Below are 13,348 nucleotides of genomic sequence, written 5' to 3'. Positions count from 1 at the left end.
GCAGGTAAAGATGCATTCCCGATCGCGCCAAGGGCACCTAATCGGGAATGCATCTTTACCACTGGTGTTGGGCACCTTATGGTCAGCGCCCAAACAATATAGATAAGCCAACATCTGTCTGAAAGCTTATAGCTCTTTATAGCTACTTATTTTTAGCAAGCAATAATTCGGCGTACGGCCGCTAAATCTTCTGGAGTATCAACCCCTGCTGGGGGCGCTTCAAGGGCAACGGCAACATGAATTTTTTCGCCATGCCACAGTACTCTTAACTGCTCTAAGCTTTCAATTTTTTCTAAAATACTCGGCTGCCAATGAATATAAGTATTAATAAAACCTGCACGGTACGCATAGATACCAATATGACGCATCAGAGGTTGAACAATAGGTTTATCCGGCAGAGCAAAGTTATCCCGATCCCACGGAATCGCCGCGCGGCTAAAATACAGCGCGTAGCCCTCTTGATCGACCACCACTTTAACTGCATTAGGGTTAAAGACTTCATCCTGATGATCAATTTCAACCGCTAAAGTGGCCATAGGGGCTTGGCTAGACGACAGATTATCCGCCACTTGGCGAATAATACTAGGCGGAATAAGGGGTTCATCCCCTTGAACATTGACAATGATATGATCATCCTCAATTCCCATTAAGGCGACGACTTCCGCTAAACGCTCTGTTCCTGATTGGTGTTCAGCCGATGTCATACACACCGTTCCACCGAAATTTTGCACCGCTTGTTCAACTCGAGGATCATCGGTTGCGACAATGACTCGTTCAGCTCCCGATTGTAAAGCTTGTTCATACACCCACTGAACCATCGGTTTACCCGCAATATCAGCCAGAGGTTTGCCCGGCAATCGGGTCGATTGATAGCGAGCAGGAATCACCACGGTAAATGACATTAGCGTCCCTCTTCCATTTTCATTGTTCGAGCTTCCGGTTCAAGCAAGACAGGTATACCTTCTTTTATGGGGTAAGCAAGGCGATCAAGTTTACAAATTAACTCTTGATTCTCTTTATCATAAGTTAATTTACCTTTACAAACCGGACAAGCCACGATTTCAAGCAGACGATGATCCATACTGTTCCATAACCTCTTTAATTTTCTTCAAAATGCACTGTTTATCGTTAGAAGCGATCTGAGCAGAAACCGGTAAATACCACCAGTTGGCTTCTGCAAACCCAGTACACTTAACGGCATCTTTTTCCGTCATTATTACGTTATCGCCTTTCTCCGCTAACGCTTTCAATTGTGACTCATCAAAGGCTTGATGGTCCGCAAACCCATGCGTGAAGACAGGATCCACCCCTAACGTTTCTAAGGTTTTAAAAAAACGCTCCGGATGGCCAATACCTGCCCATGCCACCAAATGAGTAAGCTGACCAAGCTCGGCTCGTTCACCCGTCACTAGGTTGATAGCCAAACTGGGCGCTAAAGTCATTTCGATTTCCCCCGTTTTTGCCTGACCACCATTGGTAATAATAAAATCCACCTCTTGTAGTCTTGCAATAGGCTCACGCAGTGGGCCAAGGGGAAGCAACTGCTGGTTTCCAAAACGGCGAACCCCGTCCACAACGGCAAATTCGATATCTCGTTTTAATGCATAGTGTTGTAAACCATCATCAGTGACAACCACATCAACCCCTTGTGCTAAAAGGGCTTTAACAGCATTTGCTCGTATAGGGTCAACGGCAACAGGGGCTTGAGTTCGCTGATAAATTAATTTTGGTTCATCACCACAATGTAAAGTAGACGTGTGATCTGTCACCAGCAAAGGATACATCGGAGCTTTAGCACCATAGCCACGAGAAACTACACCAGGTCGATAACCTTGCTGCTGTAATGCTTCCACCAACCAAACAACAAACGGGGTTTTACCATTGCCTCCTGCAGTGATGTTTCCCACAACAAAAATAGGAATAGGCGCTTTATAACTCGCTTTTTTTCCCTGCTGAAAGGCTCGACGCCGAGCAGAACTGATCATTTTGAACAGCCAACTCAGCGGCCACAAAAGTGGCCATAACAGAAAGTAGCTCAGATGACGCCCAAACCAAAGTTTTTCAATCACGCTTTAATCACCAAACTGGATACGATGAAGTTGAGCATAGGCCCCATTTTGAGCGATCAACTCAGCATGTTTTCCTCGCTCAATGATCTCGCCATCATCCACAACTAATATTTCATCGGCTTGTTCTATCGTTGAAAGACGATGAGCTATCACCAAGACGGTTTTGTTTTTCTGCAGCTCATCTAATGCGGCTTGAATGGCACGCTCTGATTCAGTATCCAGTGCCGATGTTGCTTCATCTAAAATCAGGACGGGAGCATCTCTTAGTAAAGCCCGAGCAATGGCCACTCGCTGACGTTGCCCCCCCGAAAGACTCGCTCCGTTTTCACCAATCATGGTATCGAGACCATCCGGCATATGCTGAATAAAGTCCATCGCATGGGCCAGACGCGCCGCCTCTTCTATCTGTTCACGGGTGTACTGACCTTCAGCCGCATAGGCAATATTATTAGCTATCGTGTCATTAAATAAATGGACGTTTTGTGAGACCAGGGCAAAATGCTGACGTAAATTGGTCAGGGTATAATCACGAATATCATGATCATCAAGGCAAATGGAACCTGAATCAACATCATAGAAACGAGTAAACAAGTTCGCTATGGTTGATTTCCCTGAACCAGAACGCCCAACTAAGGCAACGGTTTTCCCCTGTGGAATAGTAAAATTAATATGAGATAACGCGGGTTTCTCTTTACCTTGATAGGTGAAGGTCACATCTTTCACGGCAATATCACCACGGACTTTATCGGTTTCAAATTTACCGTGATCCCGTTCTGTTTCCAGATCCATTAATGCAAACAAGGTCTGTGTTGCGGCCATCCCTCGTTGGAAATCAGAGGTGACGTTAGTTAACGCTTTCAGTGGACGCATTAAGCCAAACATTGCAGAAAAGACTACCGTAAAAGTTCCTGGTGTTAAATCCGCACGAATGGTGTCAACACTGGCTAAAAAGAGGACTGTCACAAGCGCTAATGAAGCAATCATCTGAATGATAGGATCTGCGACAGCTTGTGCTGAAACCAGCTTCATAGTTTGCTGACGCATACGGTTACTGACATTGTCGAAACGTTTCCGTTCAACTTCTTGCCCACCATAACTCAACACCACTTTATGGCCTTTTAACATCTGTTCCGCAGAAGAGGTCACGTGCCCCATCGTGGTTTGCATGTTTTTGGATATCTTACGGAATCGTTTAGAAACAACACGGATACCTAATGCCACGATGGGTGCCACAACAATCAGTACTAGTGACAGTTGCCAGCTATTCCAAAACATTAAGGTTAACAAACCAATAATGCTAGCCCCTTCACGAACAATGCTCACCAAGGCTCGGCTGGTTGCCCCGGCCACTTGTTCTGAATCGTAGGTAATTCGAGACAGTAACCCACCGGTGGACTCCCGATCAAAAAAGCTGACCGGCATATGCATAAACTGATGGAAAATACGACGACGCATCTGCATTACAACATTGCCTGAAACCCAACTCAAACAATAAGCAGAAACAAAACTACTGCAACCGCGGATAAACATTAAACCTAAAATAATAAAAGGTAGAATTTGTAAGAAGTGGGAATCTGTACCGCCAAATCCTTCATCCAACAAGGGTTTGAGTAACGAGATCATGTATGTATCAGATAATGCGTTGATCACCAGCGCAATGACTGCTAACACTAACCCCGCTTTATATAGACGGATGTAGGTCCAAAGACGTTTAAAGGTTTGCCAAGTTGTTTCGTCAGAATTGAGAGACATAGAGATGCTTAATTAATATGACAATATTGTTCTTATTCTACCTCGTTACGTAGCATCTGCCTATACCAAGGCGTCATTCCCCACTGTCGTAAAGCCCGCAATTGGCGTTCTTTCTTACGATACAATAAAGAAATTTGTCCAGATTCTCCGGTATCTTGCCAATCAACCCCTAAATCTTGATAGCGAGCGAGCACATCAGGATGAGGCAATCGCCAATGATGCCCTTTAGCCAAAGAGGCTAAAGCAAGCTGCGGGTTGACTTTCTTGATAAAATTCAGTGTTGAAGACGTTTGGCTCCCATGGTGAGGCACCAACATAACATCACTGGCTAACACGGTGGGTTCTCGACTGAGCAACCATTCACCTATCGCCGTCACATCTCCCGAAAGTAACAAGGTGTGCCCATATTCAGGTTCCTCGACTCGCACAACACAAGAATGCGGGTTCTCAGCCCGAGAAACCAAACGAGGCGGCCAGAGCGCAGTAAAGGTTAACCCTTGCCAAAACCAAGACTCACCTTGGACACAAGGTTGAAAGGTTCCTTTCTTCTGGCTAGCACGGATCCAACGCGGAGACAATAATCGTTGAATATCATCAAGACCACCCGCGTGATCATCATCAAAATGACTAATAATCACTCCATCAAGAGTTGCGTGGCCTCGACGAATAAGCAAAGGGGCGATCAGTGATTGGGCATAGCTACCACCTTCCCAGCCGCTCCCCGTATCATATAGAACAAAAGCACCATTTCGTTCAATCAATACTGCTAATCCATGCCCCACATCCAACACATCAACTCGCCAACCTTGTTTATTCGGTAGGCTAAGCCATATCGCTCCTGCAACAATTGTGATTGCTATCCAAGCTCTTTTAGCCAATAAGGGCTTAAACAACCATAAAGCCAGCACCATCAATAATAAATGCTGAGAAAGTTGGCTTAGATCAACCCAGCTCTGTTCTGATAAAGCCAATGAATGGCTCAGCGGCCATAGTGACCAATCAACCCACTGCCACCATCCAGATGCCGCCTGCTGAAAAATGAAAGTGCCAATTAATGCTAAAAATAACAGTGGAATAACAACGAAACTAAACCAAGGAATAAATAATAGGTTGTAGAAAACGGAATACAAGCTTACCCCAGCGAAGAAATAAGCACTCATTGGAGCCATAAGGATAGCCAATCGACACTGCCCTACGAGAGTTTTCTTCCACCAAGTAAATTGCGGGTTGATGGTGGATATTTGATAAATCACCACACTGACAGCGAGGAAAGATAACCAAAAGCTGGCAGAAAGCGCCGTAAAGGGGTCCCATAATAACACGGCCGCCAAAGTCAAAAGTATCCGCTGTATTGCCGTCACTCTAATGTTGAGCATCAATAGCCCAATATTCAACCAACACATGATCAATGCACGTTGGGTGGGAAGCGTAAAACCAGCAAGCCAAGCATATCCGAATGCCAGTACGCCACCGAGTACAAAAGGAAGCCACAACCCACGCTTGAGTACTCGACTCAATATCAGCCCAAAACCGTACCCGACCCCAAACGCCATACCGATATGTAACCCTGATATCGCGGTTAAGTGAATCAACCCGCTATTGCGTAACCCATTCCACTGCTCTTCTGTTATCAGACTCCGCTCACCAAAAGTCAGTGCAAGAATAATACCTTGTACTGCGCTCAATTCCGTCAACTGTCGAATACTTGAGTAGAGCTTTGACCGTAAATGGGCATGAGGGATCACATGATAGGGAGAATGGGACTTGACATTAGCTCGGGCCACCCAACGCTGGCTGAGATAAAAAGATTCTAGATCAAACCCAACTTCATTTAAGCGTCCATAAATCGGCTTTACTTGTACGATAAACTCAAATTGATCGCCGGGTTGTAATGCAACTGGAGCCGTTAAGCGTATTTTCGGAGTAAGGAAATATGGTAAAGAATGATCATTTATTGATCGAACTACCACTGAACCAACAAAACCGTGCTGAGTTGTGTTAAAAAAGCTGTTAACTTTTCCTTTTATGGTAATATCACCCCCAGATTGTAAGATAATATTGGACTGCGCTCTTACTAAGTTACCCTGTGTTATTATTACCACTAAAGCCAGAGCAATCCCGACGCATCCTCTGCAACGGTTAACGAGAAAACTCAGACTCAACACGATAAACATGCCTAATGCCATAAACCCATTTGGCATCCAAGGCCAATATGGGGAAGAGAGCACCGTCAATGAGAACGAAGCCAGTGTCCAGTAATTCGAGAAGAGAGTCATAATTCCCTATGCCAAGAAAATTTATTAAGCGTTTTATGCCAGACCACACGGTAATTAAACGTCAAAAGGCATTGAAAGTTTTTGGCACTGTCCTATATAACCCCAATTTATGGTGTCTCAACCGTCGCTCAGCCGCGGGAGCTTTTGCTGTTGGGCTGTTTATGGCTTTCATTCCGTTACCTAGTCAAATGATTATGTCAGCGGGTATCGCTATCTTATGCGGGGTTAATTTACCGCTGTCTGTGGCTTTAGTGTGGATCACCAACCCCATTACCATGCCTTTTATCTTCTATTTTTCTTACAAAGTAGGCGCTTGGATAATGAAAGTGCCACCACAAGATTTTCATTTCGAACTAAGCTGGGAATTTCTTCTTCACCAGATGCACACCATCGGTCCTCCTTTCCTATTAGGCTGTATCATCTGTGGGATTATTGCCTCCCTTTTGGGCTATTTTGGAATCCGTGGCTTGTGGCGCTATTCCGTTGTGCGCAGTTGGCAAAAGCGTCATACCAGCAAACTGTAATGCATTGGATAAAATCGTAGTAGCGAGACATTCAGCTTAAAATCAAAACACGAGATAAATTGCGAGTGAAACAGACATTCATTTGCAAATCGTTGTGATTTAAACATGAGAAAAAGCCCAGTCTTTTTTCGTACCTTTCCTACTCACTTGTAAAAATGGTGTCAATTTGAGTTTTTGCTCCAATATTCCATTGAATGGTCCGTGAATTTGGATAACTATTCTCGCAAGAACAATAATATTCAAAAAGACACATGATCAGCCAAAAAATCCTACTGCTCTACGCCCACCCCTGCCAGCATAAAAGTAAAGTAAATGCTCGCTTGTATAAATCGGCTCGTTACATTGATAACGTAACGCTTGTTGATCTGTATGCTGAATACCCAACTTTTCATATTGATGTAGATAAAGAGCAACAACGCCTACTTGAGCATGACATCATTATTTTTCAATTTCCTATGTATTGGTACTCAACCCCTTCTATGCTTAAAGAATGGCAAGATTTGGTATTGGAATATGGTTTTGCCTATGGTCAGAACGGGCAAGCACTGCATGGAAAGACACTACTATGTATCACCTCTGCAGGAGGCAAAGCCGAAAATTACCAAAGTAGTGGTTCAAATCATTGCACAGTACGAGAGTTACTTCGCCCTATCGAACAAATGGCTGGGATGATAGGCATGCATTATCTCCCTCCATTCGTCCTGTTCGATGCTCGTGCCGCTTGTGAAGATGAACGGCTTAATGAACATATCAAGGGTTACTTAAATGTGTTACAAACACTAAAGCACAACCAAATTGACCTTAAGCAAGCCAGCAAATTGCCAACTCTGAATCATTACTTTAATCCTTTAGAACTGAGACATTCAGCATGACAAGTTACGTTATTCAGGCTTTTATTTACTTTATTGCAGCGGTGATCGCGGTACCACTCGCCAAACGGTTCGGATTAGGTTCCGTACTTGGTTATTTGATTGCCGGTGTCGTTATTGGCCCGATAGTAGGCTTAGTCGGAGATGAAACCGCCACCATTCAACATTTTGCTGAATTTGGTGTCGTCATGATGCTGTTTCTGGTTGGTTTAGAGCTTGAACCTAAAATGTTGTGGTCCATGCGTAATCGCTTATTAGGTTTAGGCGGGCTACAAGTCGGGGTTACCGCCTTAATCACCATGGCCGCTTGCTTGATGTTTAATCTGGCTTGGTCAATCGCACTCACGATTGGCTTCATTTTCTGTCTATCCTCAACCGCGATCGTACTCCAAACATTTAATGAAAAACACCTTAACCGAACCGAAGGTGGCCAGAATGCTTTTTCCGTATTACTGTTCCAAGATATCGCGGTTATCCCTATGCTGGCATTTATTCCTCTGCTTGCATTACCTGAGTTAGTTGAACAAGCACAAAATGCGGCAACGATCGCGGCACAGCATCATGAAGAAGTGTCACTCATCGCCGACTTGCCCGGCTGGGCATATGGTTTAATCATTACCGCAGCCATCGCAATGGTTGTGGTCGGTGGACATTACCTAAGTCGACCTCTTTTTCGTTTTGTCGCCAGTGCAGGCGTTCGAGAAATTTTTACCGCTACCGCTCTTATGTTAGTGCTTGGTATCGCAACCTTAATGAATGTGGTCGGGCTTTCGCCAGCCTTAGGCACCTTTCTCGCTGGGGTTGTCCTTGCCAACAGTGAATTTCGCCATGAGTTAGAGGCAAATATTGAGCCGCTTAAAGGGCTATTACTTGGGCTCTTTTTCATTACGGTGGGAGCGGGGATCAAATTCGATATTCTGTTTGACCACTTTTTCTTAATTATTGGAGCCACATTAGGCGTCATGTTATTAAAAGCAGCCATTTTATATTTGCTTGCACTAATTTTTCGAATTAAAGGCAGCAATCGATGGTTATTCACTCTCAGCTTGGCACAAGCGGGAGAATTTGGATTTGTGCTATTAAGCTTTACTGAGCAGCGTCATGTGTTACCTTCCGATCTTGTACAAATTCTATCGCTGGTTGTCGCGTTATCAATGTTCCTCACTCCGGGGTTATTTATTCTGTTTGATAAAGTCATTTTGCCTCGTTTTGAACAACAAACCAATGAACGGGAAAGCGATACAATCGATGAGCAAGGAACCGTCATCATTGCAGGAATTGGTCGCTTTGGACAAATCGTTAACCGTCTTTTAGTCGCCAATGGCGTCAAAACCGTCGTACTTGATCACCAAGCCGTTCAAGTAGACAACTTACGCAAAATTAAAACCAAAGCCTATTTTGGAGATGCCACGCGTCCAGATCTCTTGCATACCGCCGGTATAGAAGAAGCTTCATTGTTGGTTGTCGCGATTGATAACCAAGAAAGCAGCGTAGAACTGGTCAAGTATGTGAAACACACTTACCCCCATGTCAAAGTACTGGCTCGCGCCTTCGACCGAGGACACGGTTATCGCTTACGTCAAGCAGGGGTTGACATCGCCGTTTCTGAAACCTACCACTCCGCACTAGAAGTAGGCGCAGCGGCGATGACAAGCTTAGGTTTTCATCCTTTCTTTGTCGAACACCAAAAAAACACCTACAAGAAAGTAGAAAGTACTCACTCAGACAGTATGTACACGGCATGGAATGCAGAAGCTCAAGGTAAAGAGCGGGTAGATAACAACTACATTAAACTGTTTATCGAACTGGAAGAACGACTAAAGCAAGAAATGGCGTTTGATAGAACGGATCGACGTTTTGATGCTGAACGGTCATGGGCACCACCCCCCAAAGAATCCAACGCCCACCTTGATTCAAAATAAATTCACGTTTTTGGTTACACGGTAGAGGCATCCACTCCGTGTAACCATTCACGAAAAACTATTTACTGCTAAGCACCGATGCCGGATGTAAACGGCTAGCTCGAGACGCGGGATACCATGTCGCTAATAAGCTAAGAACAATGGCTGTTCCAGAAACTAAAAAGACATCACTCACCATCAGTTGTGAGGGCAGAAAATCCACAAAATAGATGTCACCAGAAAGGAATGAATGACCGATAAGGGATTCAAGCCCTTTAATCAAAGGGGTTAAATTCAATGCAATCACCACCCCAGCCAAACTTCCCACAAGGCTACCGAATACACCAGAAAAAACACCTTGCCATACAAAAATCCTTTTCACTAAGCCATCACTGGCTCCCATAGTGCGCAAAATAGCAATTTCAGCGGCCCGATCTTTCACGGCCATCATTAATGTTGAAACAATATTAAAGCTAGCCACACCAATAACCAGCACCATCACTAAATACATGATAGTCCGAACCATCTGAATATCCCGATACAGAAAACCATACTTTTGCTGCCAGCTGCGCAGATAGACATATTCATGCAAGGTATTACCCACTTCCCGGACAATTTGGTTGGCATTCAAGACATCCGTGACTTTAAGTGCCACCCCTGTAACCTTATTCTCTAGCTGACGGTATGACTGAGCATCTTGCAAGGGTAAAAGTGCGAGGTTGTGGTCGATTTGTCCATTTAAGCTTAGCAAGCCTACAATTTTTACCCGTACTCTTTTCGGCGCTTGAACTCGTTTACCGTTCTGTTGAGTTGGGATCATTAATGTAATCCAGTCACCCATATTGGCCTGTAATTGTTGAGCAACTCCCTGCCCTAAAATGACTTGCTGCTCCCCAGGCAGAAATCGAGGCCAAACTTCTGGCGTCACAAACTGAGCGAGACGGGAAACCGCACGCTCTCTATCAGGATCCACCCCTCGAACTTCGATCGCTTTTAGCTGCGTTCCTTTTTCCGCTAAAGCGGTAAACTTCACGTACGGTGCGGCAGCTTGAACACGTGGATGACGAGTGGCTTGCTGAACGATATCCGGCCAATCGTCAATCGGGCCTCGAACCCCTTCAAACTCACCATGAGGAATGACAGATAAAACACGTTGTTGTAACTCTCTTTCAAATCCATTCATCGCTGATAAGCCAATAATAATCACGGCCACTCCCACTGCGATCCCAATAATTGAAGATAAAGAGATAAAAGAGACTAATTTATTACGTTGTTTGGCACGGCTAAAACGTCCCCCAATCAGTAAAGATAAAAACATTATGCCTCCGCAACCGTCAGCAATAGACCGTCTTGCATATGTAACTGACGATCCATCTTGGCAGCTAACTGCCCATCATGAGTGACCACGAGAAAAGCCGTGGCAAACTCACGGTTCAGCTCACGCATTAAATCATAAATCCCCAATGCGGTTTTATTGTCTAAATTTCCCGTGGGTTCATCGGCCAACACCAAATCCGGTTGATTGACCAAAGCACGAGCGATCGCCACTCGCTGGCGCTCTCCCCCTGAAAGCTCTGATGGACGATGTTGTAATCGATGTGCTAAGCCGACACGAGTAAGTAACTGTTGCGAAGCCTGTTTGGCTTGTGCAACCGATTGACCACCAATCAGTAAAGGCATGGCTACATTTTCTAATGCGGTAAAATCCGCTAATAAATGGTGAAATTGATAAACAAACCCTAAATGTTGATTACGAATTTTGGCTTGTTTATTTGAACTTAAGGCATTGAGATCATGACCAAGAAATTCTATTTTTCCACTGCTCGCTTCATCAAGTGCCCCTAAGATATGTAGCAGGGTGCTTTTTCCCGAACCAGAGGAACCAATGATCGAGACCAGATCACCACGTTGCATCTCAAAACTGACGCCGTTGAGCACCTGCGTCTCTAACTCCCCTTCTTGGTAAGTTTTACAAATCTGGTGACAACGTAAAAGGTTATTCATAGCGTAGAGCCTCAGCGGGTTTAACCGCAGATGCGCGGTAAGAAGGAAATAACGTAGCCATAAAACTCAATAGAATAGCTAACAAAATAACAGCGATAATTTGCAAGGGGTTGATCACAACAGGAAGTTCTCCTCCCAAGGCAAAAAGAGCAACCCCAACCGAGTCCAAGAGCGTATTCAGGTTCATTGCAAGTACAATCCCCAACGTACCACCGACAACGGCACCAATCACCCCACTACTGGCACCTTGCACCATAAAAATCATCAATATTTGTCGATCGCTCATGCCTTGCGTTTTTAAAATCGCCACTTCAGCTTGTTTTTCCATCACCACCATAATCAACGCTGAGATAATATTGAATGCAGCCACACCGACAATCAACCCAAGCATTAACCCCATAATGTTTTTTTCCATTCTGACCGCCTGAAATAATTCGCCCCGCTGCTCTCGCCAATCTCGCCACTGCCATCCTGTAGGTAATGACGTCTGAGATAAATCAGCCACATCAAATGGATCATGCAAAAAAACTCGCCAACCGGAGATAGTGGTATCATCAAAGCGCAGTAATCGCCCCGCATCCCGAAGGTGGGTGATCATCAGTTGTCCATCCACATCCGATCCAGTATTAAACATCCCGGCCACGGTAAAATTACGTTGGCTCGGTATTCGTCCCAAGGGAGTAAATTGGCTCGCTTGAGTGACCATCAGTCGAACCGTATCACCCAGCGACACATTTAAATTACGAGCGAGTGTATGACCTAAAAAAACTTGATAAGCCCCTTGTTGTAAATCAACCACTCGACCTGCTATGAGATAATGATTAATTGGATCATCAGCGCTGGGGTCAATACCCACCATTAATCCTGCAGAAAGCTGTGCCGCACTTTGAATCACCGCCTCGCTCCGTACAATAGGTTCAGGGGCTTTTTGTGGGGATAACTGGCGAACAAACTCTGGAGCTTGAGGCTGCCAAGGCGTTTTCTCTTGTGCTTGGCTAATCACCGCTTGAGGCATGACCCCTAGCACACGGGTTTTTAATTGTGCTTCAAAACCATTCATGACGGAAAGAACCGTCACTAACGCCATTACACCAATCGTGATTCCAGCGGTTGACATATAGGAAACAAAGCGGCTAAACCTATCACCAGAGCGACCGCGTAAATAGCGAAACCCGATAAATATCGAAATAGGGTGAAACATAATAAAAACCCAATAAATACAGTACCGTTACTGTAACGATATTCCCGCTAAGGTTGTAGTTTTTCTTTGCTAAATCTCTGTAAGTCATTACTTGATTCACACCAATAACAAGGACATAGCTTGATTACTTGGTATTAATGACGATAATCAACACAGGTGAGAAGGAACCAACTATGACTGACCAAGAATTTTTTACTGTACACCACACACTCAATATTAATGTCGAGCCTCTACCCGCTGAATTTACTTTACCTTCTCAAATGGAGTTTGAAGCAGAAATTCCTGCCCCCTTCGTGGTCGCCAGCGAATTTAGTCAATTAGACCAGCTCAATGATGCGGCTCGCTTAGAACTAAGAAACAGCGACTTTAAACACGTTATTCAATTATTAGAAACCCAGAACAGTAAGTTGAACTTACTCCTAAGCTTTATGCTGTCTCAACAAGATGACCCTGAGTTGCGCACTTCAACAACCTCGTTTGGTGCCAGTCAATTGACTTACCGCTCGGATACCCACTTAGCATTAGGAACCCAGCTTAGGTTGAAGCTATTTTTAGAGCACCCGGCCGCAGCAATATACTGCTACGGACAAGTCGTCGATTGTGACGATGAACAAAGCCCTGCCATTATCACCGTTAAATACACGCTCTTGCGTGATAATGACCAAGACTTACTTATTAAAGCCGCTCTTTATCGCCAGCAGAAACTGTTACGCCAGCGCTCTTTAGACCGAGACAAATCATAACGAACCACA

At 44.6% G+C, this 13,348-nt stretch carries 12 protein-coding genes; 4 read left to right on the top strand and 8 right to left on the bottom strand.

The window, feature by feature from the left end; all coding sequences use genetic code 11:
* Positions 1-152: 152 nt before the first annotated feature.
* Genes kdsB through EXA13_RS00630 form a run of 5 tightly spaced genes read right to left on the bottom strand, consistent with a single transcriptional unit; the run spans position 153 to position 6,097 of the window.
* On the bottom strand, positions 153-902 hold the full coding sequence (gene kdsB / locus EXA13_RS00650) for a 3-deoxy-manno-octulosonate cytidylyltransferase (protein WP_238131402.1): 750 nt from the start codon (positions 900-902) through the stop codon (positions 153-155).
* A complete protein-coding gene (locus EXA13_RS00645; RefSeq protein WP_238131401.1) occupies positions 902-1,081 on the bottom strand; it encodes a Trm112 family protein in 180 nt (59 codons plus the stop codon). Before EXA13_RS00645 ends, kdsB begins: the two co-directional genes overlap by 1 nt.
* Positions 1,062-2,069: a tetraacyldisaccharide 4'-kinase gene (lpxK, locus tag EXA13_RS00640; protein ID WP_238131400.1), complete on the bottom strand. Its 1,008-nt coding sequence runs from the start codon at positions 2,067-2,069 to the stop codon at positions 1,062-1,064. Before lpxK ends, EXA13_RS00645 begins: the two co-directional genes overlap by 20 nt.
* A 3-nt stretch (positions 2,070-2,072) precedes the next feature.
* Complete coding sequence (gene msbA, locus EXA13_RS00635; RefSeq protein WP_238131399.1) at positions 2,073-3,821, bottom strand: lipid A ABC transporter ATP-binding protein/permease MsbA; 1,749 nt, start codon at positions 3,819-3,821, stop codon at positions 2,073-2,075.
* Between the two features lie 32 nt (positions 3,822-3,853).
* A complete protein-coding gene (locus EXA13_RS00630; protein ID WP_238131398.1) occupies positions 3,854-6,097 on the bottom strand; it encodes a DNA internalization-related competence protein ComEC/Rec2 in 2,244 nt (747 codons plus the stop codon).
* Positions 6,098-6,105: 8 nt separating this feature from the next.
* Here EXA13_RS00630 and EXA13_RS00625 point away from each other — a divergent pair, with 8 nt between their 5' ends.
* From EXA13_RS00625 to EXA13_RS00615, 3 genes are all read left to right on the top strand, one after another.
* Positions 6,106-6,621, top strand: a complete 516-nt coding sequence (locus tag EXA13_RS00625; RefSeq protein ID WP_238131397.1) for a DUF2062 domain-containing protein — start codon at positions 6,106-6,108, stop codon at positions 6,619-6,621.
* Between the two features lie 251 nt (positions 6,622-6,872).
* Positions 6,873-7,493: an NAD(P)H-dependent oxidoreductase gene (locus EXA13_RS00620; protein WP_238131396.1), complete on the top strand. Its 621-nt coding sequence runs from the start codon at positions 6,873-6,875 to the stop codon at positions 7,491-7,493.
* Positions 7,490-9,412 carry a monovalent cation:proton antiporter-2 (CPA2) family protein gene (locus tag EXA13_RS00615; protein WP_238131395.1) on the top strand — a complete coding sequence of 641 codons (1,923 nt, stop codon included), beginning with the start codon at positions 7,490-7,492 and terminating at the stop codon, positions 9,410-9,412. Before EXA13_RS00620 ends, EXA13_RS00615 begins: the two co-directional genes overlap by 4 nt.
* 58 nt (positions 9,413-9,470) lie before the next feature.
* Here EXA13_RS00615 and lolE read toward each other — a convergent pair whose 3' ends face one another.
* From lolE to lolC, 3 genes are read right to left on the bottom strand one after another with little or no spacing between them, the layout of a single operon-like run.
* On the bottom strand, positions 9,471-10,709 hold the full coding sequence (lolE, locus tag EXA13_RS00610; RefSeq protein WP_238131394.1) for a lipoprotein-releasing ABC transporter permease subunit LolE: 1,239 nt from the start codon (positions 10,707-10,709) through the stop codon (positions 9,471-9,473).
* Positions 10,709-11,395, bottom strand: a complete 687-nt coding sequence (lolD, locus tag EXA13_RS00605) for a lipoprotein-releasing ABC transporter ATP-binding protein LolD (protein WP_238131393.1) — start codon at positions 11,393-11,395, stop codon at positions 10,709-10,711. Before lolD ends, lolE begins: the two co-directional genes overlap by 1 nt.
* Positions 11,388-12,596, bottom strand: coding sequence for a lipoprotein-releasing ABC transporter permease subunit LolC (lolC, locus tag EXA13_RS00600; protein WP_238131392.1), 1,209 nt, complete (start codon positions 12,594-12,596; stop codon positions 11,388-11,390). The genes lolD and lolC overlap by 8 nt, the downstream gene beginning before the upstream one ends.
* 173 nt (positions 12,597-12,769) lie before the next feature.
* Between lolC and EXA13_RS00595 the strand changes: the two genes are divergently transcribed.
* Positions 12,770-13,339 (top strand): PilZ domain-containing protein, encoded by a 570-nt coding sequence (locus tag EXA13_RS00595; RefSeq protein ID WP_238124541.1) that lies wholly within the window; start codon positions 12,770-12,772, stop codon positions 13,337-13,339.
* Positions 13,340-13,348: the final 9 nt, after the last annotated feature.

The organism is Vibrio cincinnatiensis (assembly GCF_022113815.1).
GTDB lineage: Bacteria > Pseudomonadota > Gammaproteobacteria > Enterobacterales > Vibrionaceae > Vibrio > Vibrio cincinnatiensis_A.
Note: the sequence above shows the minus strand (reverse complement) of the source record. Positions and strands in the feature narration are given on the sequence as shown.